A 23,671-nucleotide genomic window follows, 5' to 3' on the forward strand; every position below is an offset into this window, starting at 1 on the left:
TGTTTATAGATGAAAGCTTTTGATTCTGTTGCTTATTACGATAAAGTAGGCCGCATAAATGGATGGGACTTCTCTCAGATGAAGTTAACCTCGGAAGGTATTGGATGGGATTTCTATCAAGAAGTTGTTCGTGCATGCATACCATCAGACTTCTTGCTTGATATTGGAACGGGCGGCGGAGAAGCTGTATTGGCTATAGCCGACTCCGCTCAACTGATCGTTGGGATTGATCATTCATCAGGCATGATCAAGACAGCGGTTCAAAACTTAAACCGAGCGGGTATCCCAAATGTACGTTTTATGCAGATGGATGCAGAAAAATTGCTGTTTCCAAACGAATTCTATAACGTAGTGTCCTGCCGTCATTCGGGATTTTACGCAGAAGAAGTAGCCCGAGTATTAGCACCGGATGGCCTATTTATGACGCAACAAGTAGGGGAGCGGGACAAGATCAATCTCAAAGCGGCGTTTGGCAGAGGACAAGCGTATGAGTCTATGCCAGAAACTTTAATGAGGGGGTATATCGCCGAATTAAGTGCTGCTGGCTTCCGGGATATTCAATTTGATCAATATTATGCAACGGAATATTATGAGACCCCGGAGGATCTCTTATTTCTGTTAACGCATACACCAATCATTCCTAACTTCGGTGAAGTGAAGGGTGATATGGAGGTGTTTGAACAATTTGTAGCGGATCATATGACGGCCCAAGGGATTATAACCAATGCTGAGCGTTTCATGATTGCTGCGAGGCGAAGAGGCTAACGTTGGTGAGCTGAATAGTATTAAGGAAAGGGTGCTTGCGATGCAGGCACCTCTTTTAATGTGGTTTATGCTTGTATGAAGGCTATTATTTTCATGTAGCGTATTCCCAACAAAACTGCTAAGTTAATTAAAGGCCATAAGGCTGACGACCAACTTTATTGTAAAATATAAATATATAGAACATACATGATCAACATGGAATGGGGAACAGGTATTGAAGACGTTTAAAAAAGTATACATCGAGATTACAAGCGTATGTAACCTGGCCTGCACTTTCTGTCCGCCAACGGAAAGGAAGGCTAATTTTATTAAGCTGGATACTTTTAATCACATATTGGATCAAATAAAGCCACATACAGACTATATCTATTTGCATGTCAAGGGTGAGCCTTTGCTTCATCCCAAAATGGATGAACTGCTGGATGCGAGCCATGAAAAGGGCTTTAAAGTTAACATTACAACCAACGGTACTTTGATCCGGAAAAATAGACAAAAGCTGCTGGGCAAGCCTGCCCTGCGGCAGATGAATTTCTCGCTTCACAGCTTTGATGGGCATATTGGTTCAGAGGATCGCGACGGGTATTTGAAGGAAATCCTTTCATTTGTACGGGAAGCAAAGCAGTATAACGTTATCTTTTCGTTTAGACTTTGGAATCTAGATCAAGATAACGTGACCAATCAAGTGAAGAATCGCAATCGCGAGACGCTGGAAATTCTGGAGCAAGAGTTTAACCTTGATTATAAAATAGAGGAAAAAGTGATACGCGGCAGCGGCTTGAAGATTGCTGACAACGTCTATTTGAATCAGGACCATGAGTTTGAATGGCCTAGCCTGAGTGCCCCTGAGGATGATGGCAAAGGTTTCTGTCATGCGCTTCGCAGTCAGGCGGCGATTCTCGTGGACGGAACCGTTGTGCCGTGTTGTCTGGATGGAGAAGGTGTTATTAATTTAGGCAACGTGCACGATGATCCATTCTCCGAGATCGTAGAGAGCGAGCGGGCGAACAATTTGTTTTATGGTTTCTCCCGGCGTGAGGCTGTCGAGGAATTATGCCGAAAGTGCGGTTATAGAAAGAGATTTGGAACATAAGCTGCGGTTCGCTGCCTAACATTGTCTACAATTTACAGTTATTAACCGATCATGGATTGTACCATGCCAATGATATAACTATTAAAAACAGCTCAAATCGAATGATGATGGGGCTGTTTTTTGTTATGTCCTGCGGGTTTCCTCTATGTTGAGAGCTCGGCGATGCGGGATAGATAGCAAATGGAATATGAACATATCATGTCAGGTGTATATCGATAACTGTTAAATAGGACTTTAGTTGGTATGTTGTGGATAGTCGTTTAGGTATCATTTTAATAGTGCAGGACACTTATACGGGGAATGACAGATAGGAGCGATAAATGTTGATCGAGATTACAGAATCCTATATTGATTCGTTGGCACCCAACAGCTCTGCCATCAAGAATGCGCAGGGACTCGTGAAGAAACGCAGCTTCGTGAGATTTAATCGCTCGCAGGACGCGACTTTGCTGTTTGGTGAATGTTCAGGTAGCGGTAAATCCAATTATCAGTGCTCGGCAGATTTTATTCATCCAGAAAAGCCAGTGCTGCGCTGCTCCTGTCCGAGCAGACAACTGCCTTGCAAACATGCACTTGGGCTGTTATACGCCTATGCTGGGGGAGCGGAATTCTTGGAAGCCGAAGTTCCAGAAGACATCCTTTCGAAGCGGGAGAAGGCGGAGAAACGTGAAGAGCAGAAGACAAAGCAAGCGGCTGAAGGCATTGAGACGAAGCCCAAAAAAGTAAATAAATCAGCATTAAAGAAGAAGATCCAAGCGCAATTGGATGGACTGGAACTGTTGGAGAAGCTCGCGCTTTCGCTCATACGTGGAGGATTGGCGACTATAGACAAGAAAGTGCTCAAGACGATCGATGAGCATGTCAAGCAAATGGGCAATTATTATTTGACTGGTGCTCAGATTGAGCTGCGTCAATTATCTTTACTGCTCAAGCAAGCAAGTGAACAAGATGAGCTTTACACGTACGCGATGGAACAGTTGACACTAATCCATGCGCTTGTGAGGAAAGGTCGAGCACACTTAACGGCCAAGCTTGCTGATCCTGATCTCGCGCTGGATCACGAGTCGACAATCGAGGAGTGGCTTGGCCATGCGTGGCAGTTGGACCAACTGAAAGCGTGTGGGCTGATGAGGGAACAGGTTGAACTCGTACAGCTTGCGTATTTCAGTTATGATGATCAGGCAAGACAGGAGCTTGTGGATTTGGGTTATTGGCTGGAACTATCAAGTGGAGACATTCATAGAACAATCCAATACCGCCCTTATAAGGCGTTAAAGCATATGAAGGAAGAAGACAGCTACTTTGATGCTGTACAGGTATCCGCTCTATATACATATCCCGGTGAAATGAACCGCCGCGTTCGTTGGGAGGACATGATTCCGCGACGTATGGAGCTGCAAGAGATAGAGTCGCTATCGAAGCTTGGGCAGCGATCTTTTGCGGAAGCAATTAAGTTGGTGAAGAACCAACTTAAAAATCCGTTAAGTGACCGGAATCCGGTGATGCTTCTGCATGTGTCGGAGGTTCTTCAGAATGAGCAAGGCCACTATGCCCTTGTCGATCAGGCAGGGCATCATCTGGCGCTGGAGGATATCACTCCGTCAAATCAAGGATCAGTAGAGCTGCTACCTTATATTCCAGCTGAACAATTGTCGGATGCAACGATGCTGGTTGTGTTCGAGTATCATATGGGTTCAGGTAGACTCGTTGCACAACCGTTAACCATTATCAAAGGCGCGGATATGATCCGACTATTATATTAGGAGGCTGAAGAACATGAGCACAGCGCTGTTGCAAGAGCTTCATCAAGAATTACGTCGGCTGTATATTGCAGGCAGTGATCTAGCGGCAGGGGACTTCCGCTTGAAACGCATGCTGCCCCAATTTCAACAGCTTGGAGAGCGTGCGCCTGTCTTCAAGCGCCTTGCCGAAGGCATCACAGCTCTTGTGGAGCCTACGGATTCACTCCAGCATAGTCCTGCTGAATGCTTGCAGGACGTAACGCTGTTACTGGAGTCCGTGCTTCGTACGCTGGGCTCCACAGCGGTGAGTGGGGAGCTTGGCCAACTGCACAGTCGTCCGACGAGCTTAACGACCTTTTTGCCTTACCGCAAGCTGGCTGATGTGGAGCGGGCGTTAACGACGACGGGAAGCGGACGACATGAGATTATTGTACATGCATTTGAAGAGGGCATGTTTCAGGACTTACGATTGATGAGATTAGCGATCAACGCGTTGCAAGATCCGTATACGGACATTGTAGACTACACGATGAAGCATGTACTGCCAGGTTATGGCGAGCAGATTGTACCGCATTTAGTAGAGAGTTTCGATGCCACAGGCGGTAAGTTGGAAGCGAGAAAGCTGAAAGTTATTGGTCAGGTCGGTGGCGAGGATGTGCTTGATCTTATCTATCAAGCGGCCGAGTCGGGGTCAGACGATGTTCGCATAGCGGGGATCGGAGCATTAGCTAAGCATCAGCGTTATGAGTCGTCTTTGCTGGAGTGGTCCAAAGACAAAAAGAAGTCGATCCGCGAAGCAGCTTACTTTGCTTTGGCTGAGATGGGAACGGACACAGCGGCAGCGCGTCTGCATGAGGCTTTTTCCGGCAAGGACATTGAGCTGGCTGCTGAAGCATCCGCCAAGTGTGCTTCAAGTCAGCTGATGGTGAAGCTGGTCAACGATCTTGGTGTGGAGCTACATAGAGCAGTGGAACTTAAGGATGACAAAAAGAAGATTGAGGTATTGTGGGCGAGAATTCAGCATTATCTCACAGGACTGGACGAAAAGCGCAGCGAGGAATTGTATGCACGCTATAAATATACAGTAGAACAATATGCTTTCTTTATTTCATTAGGATGGATGGAGCTTATTGATTATGCGGCGAGCTACCTGAGTCAAGAAAACACAGAGGAAGCGCTGCATCTGCTGCAACAATTGGAGCAGAACAATGCACGTTATGTACCACATGCGTTCCGCGCTGCATTCCAGCAGTTGTCTCCTGCTGAATTGTTTGATCAATACGTTGAATCGATGCGTAATAAATGGAAGATTGCTACTAATAAAGAAACCAACAAAAGAAAGCAGCAGTTGTTCAGTGTTGTAGAAGGACTGGTTATCGAGCGAGGATATAAACTTAGCCCTACGTTGTGGGGGGCACAGCATGAGCAATCAACGCTGTTTGCGGCTGAGTTAATACCTTTGGAGCAGATGGCAGCGCAATGGGATAACCGGTGGCTTGAGTGGCTTATGGAACAAGGAGCAACCGAGTTGGTATGTGCGTTTGCGTCCCCTGGACACAAGGCTTGTCAGCAATTTATGCTGCAGCAGTTAACGGAGCACGCAGGTTTCAGTACTTCCACTGCAGGACTGTTACTGGCTGGGCTCGAGCGTGCTGAGGTTGATGAGCATGTTCGTCATGAAGCGTTAATGACCCTTTTGGAGCATAAGCGGAATAAAATGGGTTACGTATTTGAATGGAACGTATGGGAGCAGCTGTGTCAGCTTCCAGCAACGTATCAAGAGCGGTTAGCTGCTGTTGCGCCTAACTATCGGTATACAGCAGGCAGCCAGCTGGAGTATGTACTGCGAATGATGCAGGCGGACGGCACAGGGGTTAATGCAGGTAAGCCCGTATAGTGTTTGCGGGCGATAGCGAATTGAGAACGTAAAGGGAGATGAGCAAATGGCTGCACGACAAGAGAATCAGGAAATGATGCGACTGCCTGCGGAACTATTGTATAAGGAAGAGCTTGAGGCGCTGCGCAAAGCAGATAAAGGCAAGGTGCCAGCGGGTTGGCAGATGTCGCCGCAGTCCGTGCTTACGTTTATTGTCGGTGGTAAGGCGGGGAAAACCGTTATTACGCCCAAATATATGGGAAACAAACGTTTGGTTGAGATGGCTATCGCGACACTGGTGACGGATCGTGCATTGCTGCTGATTGGCGAGCCGGGCACAGCCAAATCGTGGCTGTCTGAGAACTTGTCTGCTGCCATCTACGGCAATTCTGGACTTGTTGTGCAGGGGACGGCTGGCACGAGCGAGGAACACGTACGTTATTCGTGGAATTATGCCATGCTGTTGGCTAACGGACCTACTCCTGAAGCGCTTGTGCAAAGTCCGATCATGCGGGCCATGGAGGCCGGCGGTATCGCGCGGTTTGAGGAAATTTCCCGCTGCGCATCGGAAGTTCAGGACGCCCTGATTTCTATATTATCCGAAAAGACAGTCTCGGTGCCTGAGCTAAGCCGTGAAGTAAGTGCACGCAAAGGCTTCTCGATAATTGCAACAGCTAATACGAGGGACCGCGGCGTTAATGAAATGTCAGCGGCTTTAAAGCGCCGATTTAATATTATTGTGCTGCCTACACCTTCGGATATGGACACTGAGGTTGAGATTGTTAAGAAGCGTGTTCGTGAAATTGCTGCTTCTTATGATCTTCAAGCTGCGGTGCCGGCGGACGAGGCGCTTATCAAGGTAGTGACCATTTTCCGTGAGCTGCGCAGCGGTATGACGATCGATAAGAAGGAGAAAGTGAAGACGCCTGCAGGGGTCATCTCAACAGCGGAAGCTATTTCGCTACTGACAAACAGTATGGCGCTTGCTGCCAGCTTTGGCAGTGGAGAGTTGACGGATGAGGATTTGGCTGCTGGTCTTCAAGGTGCAATCGTTAAGGATGACGTAAAAGACAAATTGGTGTGGAAGGAATATCTCGATAACGTGATGAAGAAGCGCGGCGCAGAATGGCGCGGCTTGTATACGGCGTGCAAGGAGATGAACGAGTGAGCGTGACTGCGGAAGGAGCTGTACATATATTTGGTGTACGGCATCTGTCGCCTGGCGGAGCCAAGCACCTGCTCGATTACTTGCAAGAGGTTAAGCCTACGGCTGTTCTGATCGAAGGCCCTGCTGATGCGACAGCAGAGATGCGGCATCTCACTCATGCTGCGACTCAGCCTCCTGTGGCGATACTGGCCTTTACAGATGATCTGCCAGTTCGGACGGTATTGTGGCCGTTCGCCGCTTACTCGCCTGAATATCAAGCGATGAAGTGGGCGCAGGAACACGACGCTTTGGCTGCTTTTATTGATTTGCCTGCTGATGTTACGCTTGGCTTGCAGGAGCTTCGGCTGCAGCAGGAAGTCAAAGAGCAGGTCGACGAGCAAGAGGGAGCACAAAGGGCAGGAGAACAAGATAAGCCACAAGAGCAAGTACAAGGGTCAGAACAACAAGATAAGCCGGAAGATCAAGAGCCACAACTAGCCAAGAAACGTTCCTTGACGGAAGACGCCGTCGCAAAGACGGAGGCAGATAAATCCGGAGAGCACTCTATCTATAGCCGAATCGCTGAATTGGCTGGAGAGCACGACTACGACATGTATTGGGAACGGAATTACGAGCACAACCTGAACGCCGGGGCTTATCAAGAAGCGATACTAGCTTTTTCCGCTCAGATGAGGGAGCTGTCAGAAGCGAGCGAGCGGCGTTATGAGCGAAGAGAATATGCTTATAATGCTGTGCGGGAAGCTTATATGAGAAGACAGATAAACGCCACCATCGCGGCAGGTCACGCCCCTCACAAGATCGTAGTGGTATGCGGGGCCTACCATGCATCAGCACTAGTTGATCTGACGGATGCGATGACGGATACAGAGCTTAAAGCCTTGCCTCGGCGCAGCGCCAAGCTTACGCTGATGCCATATTCTTACTATAAGCTGTCATCTATGTCTGGTTATGGAGCGGGAAACAATGCGCCCAACTATTACGAAATGATGTGGCATCGGATGAGTACGGATACGCTGGACGAACTGTCAGAGTATTATTTATCAATGGTCGCAAGAGGGATGCGGGACACTGGAACGCATCGCTCTACCGCTGAGGTTATAGAAGCGGTACGTCTTGCAGAGGCGTTAGCGGCGCTGCATGGAGGCAGTGCGCCGACGTTGCGCGATCTGCGGGATGCGGCGCAGACGCTGCTGGGCAGAGGCGAATTATCCGTCGTGGCAGATACGCTGGCGCGGGTAGATGTAGGTACGTCTATTGGCTCATTGGCGGATGGCGTGAGTCAGACACCGATTCAGGATGATCTGAACCGGCTGCTCAAGCGCTTGAAGCTTGATAAATATAAGACGGCAGTAGCAACGGATGTAGCTCTTGATCTGCGTGAAAACCGCCGTGTGTCTACAGAGGAAGCGGCGTTTTTGGACTTAAACCGATCGTTCCTGCTCCATCGGTTGAATTTGCTTGGAATTACGCTTGCGAAGCTGCAGCCAAGCGGACAGGATCGGGCCACTTGGGCAGAGCATTGGGTAATGCAGTGGTCGCCAGAAGTAGAGATTCAAGTCGTCGAATCAACATTGCTTGGCGAGACGGTGGAGGTTGCTGCTGCTCATGTACTGCAGCAGAAGTTAGATGGCTGCGGTACGATTGCTGAAGCCTCAAATCTGATTCGAACAGCATGTGAATGCGGTATGTTGGCACAGATGGAAGCAGCACGCCAAACTTTGCAGCAGCTCGCCGCTGATAGCCGGGATGTGGTGCAGATTGCTGCTGCGGCACGAGATCTGTCTACCATCATCAGCTATGGTGACATCCGCAGAGTAGACACGTCACCGCTAATCCCGCTGCTTGAACAATTATTTACACGAGCATGTCTGTTCCTGCTGGACTGCAGCGGCTGTAACGACGAAGCTGCTAATGCGATGTGCACAGCAATGAATGAGATGAACAGTGTAGCATTGGATCACCATGAGCATGTGGACGATCCCTTATGGCTGCGGGAACTGCAGCACCTGGCAGAGCGGGATGACAGAAATCCGAGGCTATCTGGATTCGCCTGTGCCATATTGATGGAGCGCAATGCAATCACCGTCGAGCAATGCTCCACTGAAGTAGCACGACGCTTGTCGCCGGGTGTGCCTGCAGACTTGGGAGCAGGCTGGTTCGAAGGATTGTCACAGCGTAACCGATATGCGCTTCTGTCACGGATGAGCTTATGGGAGCAGTTAAGCAGCTATATTCAATCGCTTGATGACAACGAGTTTGTCCGTGCGCTTGTCTTCCTGCGCAGAGCATTTAGTACATTTTCACCTCGCGAGAAGACGATGATAGCAGAACTGCTAGGCGAGTTATGGGGTGTGCACGCAGAAGCAGCAGCAGAAGTGCTGACAGGTGAGCTGAAGGAGGACGAAGTTAAAATGATAGATGAGCTGAACGATTTTGACTTTGAGGACTTTTAACGATGAGTACAACAGTGGATTCTCGGGTGGTATCCCGTTGGCGGCTTATTCTGGGACAGGCCGTAGAGCAGCAATTAGCTGGATTTAGTGCGGACAGAGTAGTGGGTTTAACTGAGGAAGAAATAATTATGGATCAAGCACTGGCGGCGATCTATGACGAGACAGGCGAAGGAACGAACGGCAATAGCGCATCAGCATCAGGCGGCAGAGGTGCAGGATCGGGTAATTCAGCACCTCGGCTTTCAAAGTGGCTTGGCGATGTGCGTACCTTTTTCCCAGAGGACGTCGTCTCCATCATTCAGCATGATGCAATGGAGCGCAAAGGCTGGAAGCAGCTCCTGTTCGAACCCGAGGTGTTGGCGAAAGTAAAGCCAGATATTCAGCTTGTCGGCACGTTGTTATCGCTTAAAGGAAAAATACCGGAGAAGACCAAGGATACAGCACGTTCGCTTGTCCAAGCGCTCGTAGATGATCTTGTGAAGCTGCTGGAAAATGATATCCGCAGAGCTGTGACAGGAGCTCTTAATCGTAGGCAGCATACACCACTGCCCTCAGTTAGCGGCATCGATTGGAAACGAACGATCCAGCGGAACCTAAAGCATTACAATGCGGAACGGCGTCAGATCATTCCGGAGAAGTTCTACTTTTTCGATCGGGCCCGGCGCAGCAACGAATGGACGGTAATTGTCGATATCGATCAGAGCGGATCGATGGCGGAATCGGTCATTTGGGCTTCTGTCATCGGTTCCATTTTCGCAAGTATTCCTGCGCTGAACACACGAGTTGTCGTATTTGATACTGAAGTGGTTGATTTGACCGAACAATGCGCTAATGACCCTGTTGATATGTTGTTTGGCGTACAGCTTGGCGGGGGAACTGACATCAATAAGTCAGTTGCTTATTGTGAGCAATTTATCGAGGAGCCAAAGAAGACGCTCTTTATTATCGTCTCTGATCTATATGAGGGCGGGAATCAGTCTGCGTTGATCCGGCGGATGCGCGAACTGCGTGAAGCAGGGGTGAGGACGATGTGCCTGCTGGCTTTATCTGATCGGGGACAACCTTTCTACGATGAACGTCTTGCTAAGCTTCTGTCGCGTGACGGAACGCCTTGCTTTGCATGTACACCATCCTTGCTGCCTGAACTGGTAGAGGGGGCACTGAAAGGGCTGGATTTGTTTGAGTTAGCGAAGCGAGTTGGAACCAAACCTGAGTAAGCAGATGTTATTCATCCAACTTGTGAAGGATTGCGTTGATATATAGGATTATAAAAGGGGAGCAGCCTGCTCTCCTTTTTTGTTGTGATGCCGGAGTATACGAGGGGATAAGTCAATCTGCATGTAAGGAGAGGATTAGGTTCAGTACGCTTTCATGTTTTTTATTCCCTCCGATGGGTAAACCTATAGTGACATTTGCTTTGAGGAGGACCAGCATGAAATTAACACGGGACCAGCGTATCCAACTGCACGAATTTAACAACTTAACGAAGTCGTTAAGCTTTAATATGTACGACATCTGCTACACGAAGACTAAGGAAGAGCGAGAGGCTTACATCGAGTATATCGATGAGCAGTACAATGCGGATCGACTAACCAGCATCTTAAACACAGTGTCCGATATTATAGGGGCACACGTTCTAAATACGGCCAAGCAGGATTATGTGCCACAGGGTGCAAGTGTTACGTTACTGGTATCAGAGGGACCTGTTGTAGAAGTGCCAACCGAATCGTTTGAAGAATCACCTGGACCGCTTCCCAGCAATGTAGTGTTACAGTTGGACAAAAGTCATATTACGGTGCATACCTACCCAGAGTATCATCCGGATGAGGGCATTAGTACATTCCGTGCAGATATTGATGTGTCCACATGTGGGGAAATCTCGCCTTTAAAAGCGTTGAACTATTTGATTCATTCTTTTGATACGGATATTATGACGATCGACTATCGCGTTCGTGGATTTACGCGTGATATTAATGGGCACAAGCTGTTTATCGATCACGAGATTAATTCTATTCAGAATTATATTCCGGAAGAGATCAAAGACATGTTTGACATGATTGATGTGAATGTCTATCAGGAAAATATTTTTCACACAAAGTGTAAGCTGAAGGCATTTGACCTGAACAATTACTTATTTGGTTATACAAAGGACACGATAAGCACGGAGGAACAGCAGGAGATTACAGATGGGCTAAAGCTGGAGATGGATGAGATCTTCTATGGGAAAAATATTTATTAAACGTCGCAGCATGAATGATGAATTATCGATGTATCGGTTCTATGATTAGCTATATTCAATCAGCAGAAAAGCTTCAGGCATTGGCCTGGAGCTTTTTGCATGTGATGACGATGGAAAAGCATTAAATTACAATGGAATGATATACCATTTTGTGTAATTTTGATATAATCATCGTAATGGTTATATATCATCATGTATCGGCATAGTTCTGTCCTATAACCTGAAATTACAGGAGGATGTGAACGTATTGAAGCTCGTACAGGAAGACGATCCTAAGAAGAATGGAGTTCTCAGACAGCGCCAGTTATCGATTCGGATGAATGCGTTTTTCTTTGTTACTTTTATGTTGTTTACCGTATTAATTGTACGGCTGGCTATATTGCAGTTCGTTGAAGGCCCGAGCATGAAAGCACAGGAAGCTCAGCTTGGTTACCGCGAAGTTCCCATACCTCCGCTGCGAGGCACAATTTGGGATGCGTCCAACACAAGACTTGCGTATTCGACCTCAACGCAATCTCTCTATTTTAATGTGGAGAAAAATTATGGCGATCCGAAAAAAGCGAAGCTGACAGAGTTGCAGGCAGCTAACCGCAAGGAAGCTCATGCGTTGGCACTCCAGTTGGCTAATGTACTTGCCAAGTTAGGGGATCGCTCGAACGAGAAGCTAACAGCGAAACTTATTGTTAGTAAAATGGATTTGGAAGGAGCTTTGAACTTTGTATATGTGCCAAGGCTTATTAAGACAGGGTTAAATCAAAAAGAGATCGCTTATTTGATGGAGCATCGTCCAGAATTTAAGGGGATAGAGGTCGTTGAAGATAGTGTTCGCAATTATGACAACGACACGGTTGCTGTACAAACCATTGGTTACTTAAAGAAATTTAAAGGAGTGCGCGAGAGCTCCGCTCATTATAAGAAAATTTTTCAGCAGCGCAAGGACATGCCTACGGAAAAACGTTATTTGGATTATGAAGATGTTGGTTTTGATGGCATAGAGTTAATGTATCAGGATGTGCTCCGCGGTCTCAATGGCGTTAAGACCTTCCCTGTTAATGTAGCGGGACGAATTATTGGAGCGATGGAACTAAACAAGCCAGAACGAGGCAGTGATTTATATTTGACCATACATAAGAGTATTCAGCTTCGTGCGGAGCAGTCGATCATGGAGCACCTAACAAGGTTGCGTACTTCTTCGAATAAGTTCGAACACGCAGCTCATGCGAGAACGGGGTATGCGGTGGCAATGGAGGTTGATACAGGTAATGTGGTCGCGATTGCGAGCATGCCTGACTACGATCCGAAAGTATGGAAAAATGGACAAATCAGCATTAAAAACTACGAATTAACGAGGTTTTCTACAGGGAATGGGGCCATACGTGAAGTGCAGCCGCCTTATGCAGATGACAAGGAACGGATGAGAAGGGCGAACTCGCTAGTATATTTAGGATCTACCATGAAGCCGTTAACGATGCTTATTGGGATGCAGGAAGGTCTGTTCGACCCAGATGATACATACCCAGATCAAGGTTATGCCCAATTTGGGCGCAGCGGGTATGAGAAAAACGTGTGGAATGCCAGCAATCGTGCTTGGGGAAGAATCAGTCCTGCGCAGGCTCTAGAGCGATCTTCAAATGCCTTTATGGTAGATATGGTAGGCAAACGTCTCTATCGAATGAAGGAGCGAGATGGTAAGAATGGCTTGCAAATTTGGGATTCCTACATGGATGCCTTTGGCCTAGGGGTACAGACAGGAAGCGGGCTGCCGCTAGAGTCGGGAGGCATGAAGGATTATATGGTTGAAGCGGAGCGTAATAATGCTCAATCTGCATTAGTATATGCTTCATTTGGTCAGCAGGGGAAATATACGGCTTTACAGCTTGCACAGTATACGGCTACGCTGGCTAATCGCGGCAAGCGGATTAAGCCGCAGTTCGTCAGCAAGATTGTCGATGGCAATGGCCGAGTTGTGAAGACATTTGGTCGGGAAGTGCTGAACGAGACGCACTTTGATGAGAGGTACTGGCGAGTAATCGAGGGTGCGATGCTTAAGGTTGGCACTCAGGGGTTCGACGGCTTTCCGTATAAGTACTATCGCAAGACTGGGACATCGGAGCAGGACGTGGGTGGAAGACGACTTGAGAATGCGGTGTTTATCGCCTATGCGCCGGCAGAGAAGCCCAAGCTGGCAGTTGCGGTGGTAGTTCCAGAAGGCGGCTATGGCTCGTATGGAGCAGCGCCGATTGCACGGCAAATATTTGATGCTTACGACGAGGTATATGGTCTGAATGGCATCCCGAAGCTCAAAAAGATGCAGGAGAAAGCGAAAGGAAATGAGCAGTCATCAACGACTTCATCTACGCGTTAAGTGAGCTACGTATCCTGAAGCAATACGAAAAATCGCGTAAGTTCTATCATGAACAACTGGAAATGGAATGTAATGAGGAGGAAGGCCCGAGTGAAGACATCGGAGCATCCTTTTAAATGAACTTATGGGCAGGAATGCTTAGTAGCGGATAGTCTTCATAAAAATGAAAGATGAAACGTATACATGCTGCTTAACGCTCTTGCTAAAGATAAGATATAAACAGGGGGGCTTATCAATGCTCTATATAATGATTTATGTAACGCCAATTGTTGCCGTTATATTTTTTATTAATGGTGTTGCGCTTGCCAAGAAAATAAAAAATGGAGATGAAAACACAGCTAGTCATACAGGCTGGGGTGCTGCAATGCTTGGTTTTATTATTTATATGTTGATTTGGAGTAACTTTTTAACTCAATAATAAGAACAGTCATCTGCGTTCCTAGCTGAACTCAAGGGAACACAATAGAGCAATACAATCGAATAACCCCTCTCATAAAAACTAGAATTAATAGATTTCATGAGAGGGGTTATTATGTATTTTTGAGAGTTAGGGCTACTTTACGAAGCAGTACATAAATCCAGGGTGTAATCCATTTATAATGCCTGATTAAGCCCTAATATCTGATCATTAACATTTATATTACTTAATCCCCCGTGATAACAAACCACAGATGAAATGTCGAGATCTAAATACTTTTTTAATGAGAGACAAGCTGCATTCATATCTAGTGTGGTCGGGACATGAATTCCCCCAAGAATCCCGTCTACACCGTACATCGAATCTCCAGCAATGAGAGTCTTACTTTGTTTTAAATAAAGACTGATATGACCAGGGGTATGCCCCGGAGTATGAATGATACGAATCGTGCCGCAAAACGGCAGTTCCTGACCATCTATTAAGATATCGTCCACTTTGCCCTTCGGGGGGGTTACAAGGTGACCATCTTTTAGCAGTGGCAACTCCCCTTGAATATATGGCTTATCCAGTTCGTGTGCATATACTCTAATATTATTTCCACATTCTCGCAGAATCTCAGGGAGACTCCCTATATGATCCACATCCTGATGCGTCAAAATCACAGCTTTTAGTTTGTCCAACGACACGCCTACGTTTTCCAATGCCACACGTAAATCCTCAAATTGTCCCGGGAATCCTGTGTCTATTAAAATAGCCATTTCTCGATCCCATACAAGAACAGGGTAAACAATATTTCCATGAAAATCTAGAGAAAGCATCTCAACTCCCTTTGAAATTTCCATAATAGCAGACCTCCTTGCAAAATGTAATTTATACATAAAATAAAATTAAAGTTCTCACGTTTAATCTCTTTTTTATCCGCTGCTTTCCTGTATGAATTGCTTTCACTTTGTAAACGAACATAGGCCCTAAAAAGATATGGGGCTTCAAGCAGGTGGCAGAGAATGTGGAGCATACTAGACGAAGTTAATAAAATTTCCCCTTCATTGTCTCTCCATTCTTAATTATGTTAAAGTGTTCAGGTAAAGGATTGTCATATGATGTAACCTCAGGCGTACAAGGAGTGTAAAACGGAATGAACCATATCTTAATTGTAGAGGACGATCCCAAAATTGCCGAATTGCTGCAATCTCACATTATGAAGTATGGAGACGAAGGGATTATAATTAAGGATTTTCAGCGGGTGCTGCACACCTTCGAAGAGGTGCAGCCGCAGCTTGTGCTATTGGATGTGAATCTGCCCAGTTATGACGGATACTATTGGTGCCGCCAGATTCGCTCGGTTTCCACCTGTCCGATTATTTTTATTTCGGCGCGCAGCGGGGAGATGGATCAGGTGCTCGCGTTAGAAAGCGGCGCAGATGATTATATAACGAAGCCTTTTCACTATGAGATCGTGATGGCCAAGATTCGAAGCCAGATTCGGCGTGTATATGGCGATTATGCCACGAAGGAAAGAGTGATCGAGCATTCTGGGATGACATTGTACCCGGAGCGAATGGAACTGCGTCTGAAGGACAAAAATGCCGTATTAACACGCAAGGAGACGCTGCTCATGGAGACGCTGTTGAAGCAGTGCCCACGCGTAGTAAGTCGAGAGGCTATTTTGGATAAGTTATGGGACGACTATAATTATGTCGATGATAATACGTTAAGTGTGAATATTACCCGTCTTCGGAAGAAGCTGCTGGAGCTTGGGATTGAGGATAGTTTGGAGACGGTAAGAGGTTACGGGTATCGACTAAATGTGACATGGCATGATGAGGTAGAAGGATGAGGCTGTTTATTAGAGATCATATTCCACTTATCTGTTTCTCAATCATTCAATCTTTTATAATGCTGCTTGTTTATTGGTTTGACGGCTATGACCGGCTCCCGACGGCGTTTTATGCCATATTTTTAGGGCTTTGCTTGCTCCTTGTCTATTTAGTTTATCGATATGTCAGCCATCGTGATATGTACCAGCGGCTATCCCACCCCCAAGAAGTCGTGTCCAATATTGATAATGTCAGCACGGCTCCGTTTCCAAAGGCATTTAATGAAGTGCTGACAACGCAATATCGGTATCACCATCAGCAGTTGAAGTCATGGGAACGCAAGCAGCAGGATCACCTCACATTTATGAATCAATGGGTGCATCAGATGAAAACTCCATTGTCTGTCATCGAATTAATAACACAGGACGCAGATGATACCCGATTCGAGAGCATTGGGGAAGAGACAGATCGTCTGAGGCAAGGGCTTGAAATGGTGTTGTACATGGCTAGATTAGAGACATTTGCACAAGATTTTCACGTGGATAAGGTTGAACTGCGTGAACTTGTCAATGAGGTCATACAAGACAACAAACGGTCGTTTATTCGCAGTTACGTGTACCCTGAGATTATGGTGGATGTCGGGTTTGTTGTGGAGACGGATGCGAAGTGGCTGCGCTTTATTTTGCAGCAGGTGCTGTCGAATGCGATTAAGTATTCCGCAGGGAGCCGCGAGAAAGTGACCGTGTCAGCCTTCACAGAGGAACGAGCTGTTATTCTTGAGATCAAGGATCATGGCATCGGCATTCCAAAGTCAGATTTGTCACGTGTGTTTAGGCCCTTCTTCACAGGTGAGAATGGCAGGGCTTATAAAGAGTCGACGGGGATGGGACTTTACCTTGTCCAGGAAGTGATTGATCGGCTGAATCATGAGATCAGACTGGCGTCAGAGGCTGGCGTTGGGACGACTGTGCAGATTGTATTTCCGTATGCTTTGAATTAGGACGATGAGCGATGAAGGCTTATCGTCTTTTTTATTTTAGGGGCGAATCAGCTATCTTACAAAGATGTAAGATGCACGAAAGGCAGCCATATATGAAGCAGGAAACAGTTGGATTAAAATGGGGTACATAAGCTGAAACAAGGAAAGGAGAATAAAGACATGGAGATATTAAAGGTCCGTGAGTTAAGTAAAATTTATAATGAGAAAATTCCATATACGGCACTGTCCAACATTGACTTGTCCATAAACAAGGGAGAATTTGTAGGTATCATGGGTCCATCCGGCAGTGGCAAGACCACCTTGCTAAATCTGGTATCCACGATTGATTACCCAACATCAGGAGAGGTGATTCTAGAAGGGCAGAATCCGCATCAGCTGCAGCCCGACCAACTCGCCTTATTTCGTCGGCGTGAGCTTGGGTTCGTGTTTCAGTCCTTTAATCTGCTCAGCACATTGACCGTAAAGGAGAACATTTTGCTGCCGTTAACACTTGATGGCACCTCGATTGCGGAGATGCATACCCGGGTAGAACAGGTAGCTGGCAAATTAGGAATCTGTGATATTCTTGGCAAGCGTACATTTGAAATATCGGGGGGACAAGCCCAACGAACAGCGATTGCCCGCGCTCTTATCCATAGGCCTAAGCTGGTGCTGGCGGATGAGCCAACGGGGAATCTGGACTCCAAAGCGGCAAGAGATGTGATGGAACTACTGACTGTGCTGAACAAACAAGAGCAGGCAACGATGATGCTTGTGACGCATGACGCAATGGCTGCGAGTTATTGTGATCGTGTCGTGTTTATAAAGGACGGACAGTTCCACAACGAGATCACATGTGGTGACAATCGTGAGGTATTCTATCAGAAGATCATTAATGTGTTATCGCTGCTGGGGGGTTATCGCCATGACTTTTCGACAGTTCGCGTTTAATAACGTCATACGTAACAAACGGATATATCTCGCTCATTTTTTAAGCAGCTCATTTTCGGTCATGGTATTTTTTGTGTATGCATTGTTGCTGTTCCATCCGAACCTGCAAGGTGAGCTTGCTTCGACAAGCGATACGATGAGTCATCTGGCGACGATGGGGATGAATATATCACAGTACTTGATCTTTATCTTCTCGTTTTTCTTCTGTTTATATTCGGTTAGTGCGTTCTTGAAGACCCGCAAACGGGAATTCGGCATTCTGATGGTTCATGGGCTGTCGCATAAGCAGCTGCACCGTCTTGTATTTACGGAAAATATGATCATCGGCGGTGCGGCAGTGACTGCGGGAATATTGACCGGGTTAATCTTTGCGAAGCTTGTGTTATTGATGAGCGCTAAAGTGCTGTACATCGATAAAGGATTACCCTTTTATTTCCCAGTGCAGGCGATATGGATTACAATTGCAGCCTTTGCAGTGTTGTTCCTGGTTGTCTCCTTCTTTACCTCACGGTTAGTAAAAGTAGGACATTTGGTAGAGTTATTAAAATCAGAAGAGAAACCAAAACCAGAACCAAAAGCTTCCGTTTGGTTGTCTTTGCTTGCAGTTGTCTTAATTCTGGCTGGGTACAGTGCTGTGTTTTATTTTGTAATTGAGCGTGTTTATTCCTTGCTGCTCTTGGCATCAGGTGTCGTGCTTGTTGTAGCAGGGACGTATTTCTTATTTACACAGCTAAGCGTATATGTGATTCATTCCTTACGTAAAAAGGAACCGGTATTTCTCAGTAAGACGAATATGGTGACGATCTCGGAGCTAGCTTATCGTATGAAAGACAACGCAACCATGTTTTTTATGATTTCGATTATATCCGCTGTAGCATTTACGGGCATCGGAACCTGTATTGCCATTGCTGATCCGGGATTAGAAGAAATGGAAAACCCTTATGCGTTCACTTATGTATCAAATCTTCCTAATAAACTGGAAAAAGAACATGTCGAGTTGATTAAACGAGAGCTTACAGCTTCTGGTTTCAGTTATAAGTTAGGTACAGCAGTTCCCTTATTTACGGATAGTGGGGTGAGCGTGATTAATTTGAGCGATTATAACAGCTTGGCAGTGGCGTTAGGGCATCCCACGGAATCGTTATCGAACGATAATGAGGCTATACTGCTACCTTCAATTGTCTCAGAGAAGACCAGTTATGAACGGGGAGAATACCCGGATGAAGTGATGATCATGCAGCATAATGTAGAGAAAGCGATAAAGATTCAGAAAGCAGTCCCTTATCTTGTACTTCCCTATTATGGAGAAACGATCGTGATCACAGATGCAAAGTATAAGACCTTAATGGATGAAGCAGCCACCAAGAAGGTAGAGCAGAGCAAGCGTTATCTGTTTGCAGTTCCGGGCTGGCAGAAATCGAAAGAGCTCTCCAATCAACTGGCACAAACAATCGGTAATGATTATGATAACGGCAACTATTATTTTTCTGCATTAGTATTGAATTGGATCTCCTCCAAGCAGGAAAACGGCATCCTATTTATCGTCAGTACCTTGGTGGGTGTTGTATTCTTTACATTTGCCGCTAGCTTCTTGTACTTTAGACTATATACGGATCTGGAGCGTGATCGTCAGCAGTATCAGATGATTGGCAAGCTAGGTTTGACAAGAAAAGAACTGCATCAAATCGTAAGCCGTCAGTTAGTGTTGATGTTCTTTTTGCCTATCGTGATGGCATTAATTCATAGCGGCGTAGCTTTTATTGCACTCCAGCAGTTGGTCGATTATTCTGTATTAAAAGGGTCCATTATGATTTTTGTGTCTTTTGTATCGATTCAAATCGTGTACTTTATGGTTATCCGCTGGCGTTATTTGCAGCATTTGCGACAGAAAGCCGTATAGAAAGTATAATGTGTCAGCACAGGTGCATGTGGTGCTCGGAGTTATAAATAGCATTATAAACAGGATAAAAGGCCTAAAAAAAGCCAATACTGGAGCTATCAGCTTATATACATAAGGTGGCAGCTCTTCTTTTTTTTCAGGGTAAAAACCGGGTGTTATCCGGAGTATTCACATGTGGTTATAAGTACCTTCAGTTACTTTTCGCACAGTGGCGCGGTTTATGGTATGATATAGAGAGTTCAACTCCTTTCATTACTAATACAAAGTCATATCTACAGGACGCTGCTTTGGATTAAGCAACCGTTAGGAGTCCTTGCTGATGAGTAACCTTTTCTTTGTAAAGAACCAGGAGATCAACTAGATCATTCTTCGAGTACAAAATATGGTTTATCAGAAAAGGAGACATGTAAACGTGCAAATTAATTTAATCTTTACCAATAAAGGCAAAGTGGCGATTGAGAATTTCAACAATGAAGAATTGATTGAAATATTTACACGGTACAGCAATACGCTCACCAAAAAGTATGATATCGAAATTATCGTTCCGGCCGAGGCTAACTCGAACATTACTGAAGAGGGCGTATTAACAGTAGTGGCACAGCAAGTGAATTGTGATGTGGAGACTTTCTTTAAAGAGCTGGGAAGAGATATTAAGGTACCTCTTAAGAAACGACTTGGCACAAAGCTCGACACCGTATTCAAAATTAAGATCGTGGAATAGAACCACATCTGAATTGGCAGGCAACCTCCCTTGGTGGAGGTTATTTTTTTGTCTGCAATTGGCTCTTGGACAGTTATGTCTGGATAACCGATTTTCATGCTATACTGAGCTTAACTTTATCCTATGTGAAAGGATTCGCATCATGAAATTCATAAGAACGCTGATTTGGTTTATTTATTTTTGGTTGTACTTGTTATTTTTGATTCCCAGTATGCTAAAAGCTAATTCGCTATATCGAAAGGGACGTTTTGACGAGCTTGATGCCTATACAGCCAAGCAGGTAGGACGATGGGCACGATCTCTGCTGCGCGTTGCAGGGGCTAAAGTGGAGGTTCAGGGCCTTGAACATATGCCGAAGGACGGCGCAGTGTTCATCGCTAATCATCAGGGTAACTTTGACGTGCCGATTATGCTGGGTCATATTGGAGCGCCTAAGGCGTTGATGGCGAAGGTGGAGCTGACAAAGCTGCCATTTATCCGGGTATGGATGAAGTATTTACGATGTATTTTTGTGGACCGGAAAAATGTGCGTCAGGCGATGAACAGCTTAAATGAAGCTGCTGAATTGGTGAAGAACGGCCATTCTATCGTAATATTCCCCGAGGGGACACGCAGCAAAGGAGACCATATCGGCGATTTCAAAAATGGAGGTTTTCGCGTAGCAACGAAGACAGGGGCCCTGATCGTGCCGATACGAATTAACGGCTCCTATAAATTAATGGAGGCGAACGGGAACTGGATTCGTCCGGCTACCGTCAAGGTCACGATCTTGCCACCTGTACCGACTGCAGGTCTTACCAAAGAAGAAACCGCAGCATTGCCAGAGCAGATTAAAGAGTTAATTGTGAACGCATCCTAGATGGTTGGTATTCGGTGTCATTCGGGATAAATGCGGTGATGTTTGGATGCCTGTAAATAAACTGATGAAGCGACTCCCGTACACATATCTTGTTGATAAGATAGGTGACGGGAGTTTTTGCTGATGATAAAGTGCGGGCTAGGTGAGTATTACGTACAATATTTTAGTAGACGATTGCTTATCCGGATTGGTAAAAATAGTTTTTTTATTCAACTTGTCATGCCTTATAATGAAGGCGTTTGAAAGGGGGCGGGCGTCTTGGTGTATAACAGGTAGTTCCGTAAACAGAGGTGGCTATCGTTATGGCAATCAAGCGTACGATGAATTTACACGAGTTGAAGGTGAACCTATCTTCATGTCAGGTACATCGAATGATGGAATAGCTTCTGTAAGTAAGAGTAGTGTATTGATTTTGGGATGCCACATTCCTCACTGTAAGGTTTAAGTCAGGGGCGTATACTGTTAAAGGTTTTGTTGTAGAAAAGTTTTAAAATACATCAACGAAAGAAGAAGGGTGCATGTGAGAAGTAAACAGGCTGGTCGGTTTGCATCATACTCGATGCAGGCATTTCGCAAGGATATGCTTGCAGGGGTAGTTGTCGGGGTGATCGCTATTCCACTAGGAATGGGGTTCGCCATTGCGTCGGGGGTAAAGCCGGAGTATGGGATTTATACAACCATTATTGCAGGGATCTTAATATCACTGCTTGGAGGTTCCAGATTCCAGATCGGAGGTCCGACAGGTGCATTTATTCCTATCCTGTTAGGTATCGTTATGACCTATGGATACGACAATCTGTTGATAGCGGGTATTTTAGCAGGGATTATACTATATCTTATGGGGCTATTCAAGTTAGGATCGCTTATCCAATACATTCCACACTCCGTGACGATTGGCTTCACGGCTGGAATTGCCGTTCAAATATTTACTGGACAGCTCGGCAATCTATTCGGGCTGACGGGACTTGTAAAACACGAAGATTTCTTATCCAATATGAAAGAGCTGGTCATACATGCAGGTACTTGGAACGGGTACAGCGTGCTTACGGCAATCATTTGCTTCTGTGTAATCTTATTGGTTCAGCGGTTCATGCCCAAGATCCCCGGCGCGCTTGTCGGCTTGATCGGTTCAAGCATCGCTGCAGCGCTGTTATTTCCGGGCCAGGTAGCAACGATTGGCTCCACGTTCGGTGAGATTCCGAACACGCTGCCCAGCTTTCGTCTGCCAGACTTGTCATGGAAGACTTGGGTGCATATGCTGCAGCCAGCACTTGTGATTGCGATGCTTGGGGGCATAGAGTCGTTGTTGTCGGCTGTTGTAGCTGATGGTATGACAGCGGATCGCCACGACAGCAACAAGGAACTGCGCGCGCAAGGTATTGCAAATATCATTACGCCGTTATTTGGCGGCATTCCGGCCACTGGAGCGATCGCCCGCACGGCGACAAACATTAAAAATGGCGCAGTATCACCTATGTCAGGGATTATCCATGGCATCGTTGTCCTGCTGGTATTATTGTTGTGCGCCCCTTATGCTTCGGCTATTCCATTGGCCGCAATGGCGCCTGTGCTTATGCTGGTCGCCTGGAATATGAGTGAACGAAAGGCGTTTGCCCATTTGTTGGCTACGCGTACGGGTGATTCGCTTGTGTTGGCGATCACTTTTCTGCTGACCGTCCTTGCAGATCTCACCATTGCCGTAGAGGTTGGCTTGTTAATGGCTATCATTCTGTTCGTGAAGCGTGCAGGGGATACTTTCCAGGTAGCGCAGGTGCTGCCGGACCCTGAAGATGAGCAGCATAAGCTGGGGCCACACATGGTAGATAAAGACCATGACTGTCCGCAGATTATGATCTATAAGGTCAACGGACCGCTGTTTTTCGGGGTGGCTCGTATGTTTACCACAGGACTTGACGAAGCAATTGAACGCAAGCCTAGGGTCGTTATTATTAGAATGGCCTCAGCTCCCTATATGGATATGACAGGAGCAAAGATGCTAAAGGAAGGGCTGCGCATGCTGCAAAAGCAGGGCACAAAGGTGCTCATCTCGGGAATACAGCCGCAGCCTCTAACAATATTAAAGCGTTCCGGGCTGTACACCATCATTGGGGCGGGTGCTTTCTTCGATCAGACCAACAAAGCAATTGAGGAGGCAGCGCTGTTGGTTGACGAGCAGACATGTACTGCTTGCAGTCATCATGCCTTTCATGAGTGTGAGAGCTTAAGCTTGGGCTTATCCGTGGGGGTACCCTCCAAACAAGCTTCATCTGGATCCTAAATGATAAGCCAACATCCACGACGTGGGTGTTGGCTTATTATCATTTCTTG

General features: G+C 46.2%; 18 protein-coding genes. 17 read left to right on the forward strand and 1 reads right to left on the reverse strand.

Going from position 1 to position 23,671, the window contains the following annotated elements:
- Positions 1–9: 9 nt before the first annotated feature.
- The 10 genes from MH117_RS19565 (at position 10) to MH117_RS19610 (ending at position 14,116) form a co-directional block, all read left to right on the forward strand.
- Positions 10–765, forward strand: a complete 756-nt coding sequence (locus tag MH117_RS19565) for a class I SAM-dependent methyltransferase (protein WP_239331540.1) — start codon at positions 10–12, stop codon at positions 763–765.
- Positions 766–979: 214 nt separating this feature from the next.
- Complete coding sequence (locus tag MH117_RS19570; RefSeq protein WP_239331542.1) at positions 980–1,855, forward strand: radical SAM/SPASM domain-containing protein; 876 nt, start codon at positions 980–982, stop codon at positions 1,853–1,855.
- 323 nt (positions 1,856–2,178) lie between these two features.
- The gene (locus MH117_RS19575) at positions 2,179–3,618 is read left to right on the forward strand and encodes an SWIM zinc finger family protein (RefSeq protein ID WP_239331544.1); all 1,440 of its coding nucleotides are present in this window, start codon (positions 2,179–2,181) and stop codon (positions 3,616–3,618) included.
- 13 nt (positions 3,619–3,631) lie between these two features.
- Positions 3,632–5,494 carry a HEAT repeat domain-containing protein gene (locus MH117_RS19580; protein WP_239331546.1) on the forward strand — a complete coding sequence of 621 codons (1,863 nt, stop codon included), beginning with the start codon at positions 3,632–3,634 and terminating at the stop codon, positions 5,492–5,494.
- 46 nt (positions 5,495–5,540) lie between these two features.
- Entirely contained in the window at positions 5,541–6,641 is a 1,101-nt protein-coding gene (locus tag MH117_RS19585; RefSeq protein ID WP_239331548.1) for an AAA family ATPase, read from the forward strand.
- The gene (locus MH117_RS19590) at positions 6,638–9,094 is read left to right on the forward strand and encodes a DUF5682 family protein (protein ID WP_239331550.1); all 2,457 of its coding nucleotides are present in this window, start codon (positions 6,638–6,640) and stop codon (positions 9,092–9,094) included. Before MH117_RS19585 ends, MH117_RS19590 begins: the two co-directional genes overlap by 4 nt.
- A 2-nt stretch (positions 9,095–9,096) precedes the next feature.
- Complete coding sequence (locus MH117_RS19595; RefSeq protein WP_239331551.1) at positions 9,097–10,311, forward strand: VWA domain-containing protein; 1,215 nt, start codon at positions 9,097–9,099, stop codon at positions 10,309–10,311.
- Between the two features lie 215 nt (positions 10,312–10,526).
- Positions 10,527–11,333 carry an adenosylmethionine decarboxylase gene (speD, locus tag MH117_RS19600; protein WP_239331553.1) on the forward strand — a complete coding sequence of 269 codons (807 nt, stop codon included), beginning with the start codon at positions 10,527–10,529 and terminating at the stop codon, positions 11,331–11,333.
- Between the two features lie 316 nt (positions 11,334–11,649).
- Complete coding sequence (locus tag MH117_RS19605; protein WP_239331908.1) at positions 11,650–13,698, forward strand: peptidoglycan D,D-transpeptidase FtsI family protein; 2,049 nt, start codon at positions 11,650–11,652, stop codon at positions 13,696–13,698.
- A 163-nt stretch (positions 13,699–13,861) separates the two neighbouring features.
- Entirely contained in the window at positions 13,862–14,116 is a 255-nt protein-coding gene (locus MH117_RS19610) for a hypothetical protein (RefSeq protein WP_239331555.1), read from the forward strand.
- A 176-nt stretch (positions 14,117–14,292) separates the two neighbouring features.
- Here the strand turns inward: MH117_RS19610 and MH117_RS19615 are convergent, their stop codons facing one another.
- A complete protein-coding gene (locus MH117_RS19615) occupies positions 14,293–14,958 on the reverse strand; it encodes an MBL fold metallo-hydrolase (RefSeq protein WP_239331557.1) in 666 nt (221 codons plus the stop codon).
- A 293-nt stretch (positions 14,959–15,251) separates the two neighbouring features.
- Between MH117_RS19615 and MH117_RS19620 the strand changes: the two genes are divergently transcribed.
- The 7 genes from MH117_RS19620 (at position 15,252) to MH117_RS19650 (ending at position 23,621) form a co-directional block, all read left to right on the forward strand.
- Positions 15,252–15,953 (forward strand): response regulator transcription factor, encoded by a 702-nt coding sequence (locus tag MH117_RS19620; protein ID WP_239331559.1) that lies wholly within the window; start codon positions 15,252–15,254, stop codon positions 15,951–15,953.
- Positions 15,950–16,933 carry a sensor histidine kinase gene (locus tag MH117_RS19625; RefSeq protein WP_239331561.1) on the forward strand — a complete coding sequence of 328 codons (984 nt, stop codon included), beginning with the start codon at positions 15,950–15,952 and terminating at the stop codon, positions 16,931–16,933. Before MH117_RS19620 ends, MH117_RS19625 begins: the two co-directional genes overlap by 4 nt.
- A 159-nt stretch (positions 16,934–17,092) precedes the next feature.
- Positions 17,093–17,863: an ABC transporter ATP-binding protein gene (locus tag MH117_RS19630; RefSeq protein ID WP_239331563.1), complete on the forward strand. Its 771-nt coding sequence runs from the start codon at positions 17,093–17,095 to the stop codon at positions 17,861–17,863.
- A complete protein-coding gene (locus MH117_RS19635) occupies positions 17,838–19,763 on the forward strand; it encodes an FtsX-like permease family protein (protein WP_239331565.1) in 1,926 nt (641 codons plus the stop codon). Before MH117_RS19630 ends, MH117_RS19635 begins: the two co-directional genes overlap by 26 nt.
- 412 nt (positions 19,764–20,175) lie before the next feature.
- Positions 20,176–20,484, forward strand: a complete 309-nt coding sequence (locus tag MH117_RS19640) for a hypothetical protein (protein WP_239331567.1) — start codon at positions 20,176–20,178, stop codon at positions 20,482–20,484.
- 142 nt (positions 20,485–20,626) lie between these two features.
- Positions 20,627–21,343: a lysophospholipid acyltransferase family protein gene (locus tag MH117_RS19645; RefSeq protein ID WP_239331569.1), complete on the forward strand. Its 717-nt coding sequence runs from the start codon at positions 20,627–20,629 to the stop codon at positions 21,341–21,343.
- 559 nt (positions 21,344–21,902) lie between these two features.
- On the forward strand, positions 21,903–23,621 hold the full coding sequence (locus MH117_RS19650; RefSeq protein ID WP_239331910.1) for a SulP family inorganic anion transporter: 1,719 nt from the start codon (positions 21,903–21,905) through the stop codon (positions 23,619–23,621).
- Positions 23,622–23,671: the final 50 nt, after the last annotated feature.

Source organism: Paenibacillus sp. ACRRX (genome assembly GCF_022346885.1).
Lineage (GTDB): Bacteria > Bacillota > Bacilli > Paenibacillales > Paenibacillaceae > Paenibacillus_B.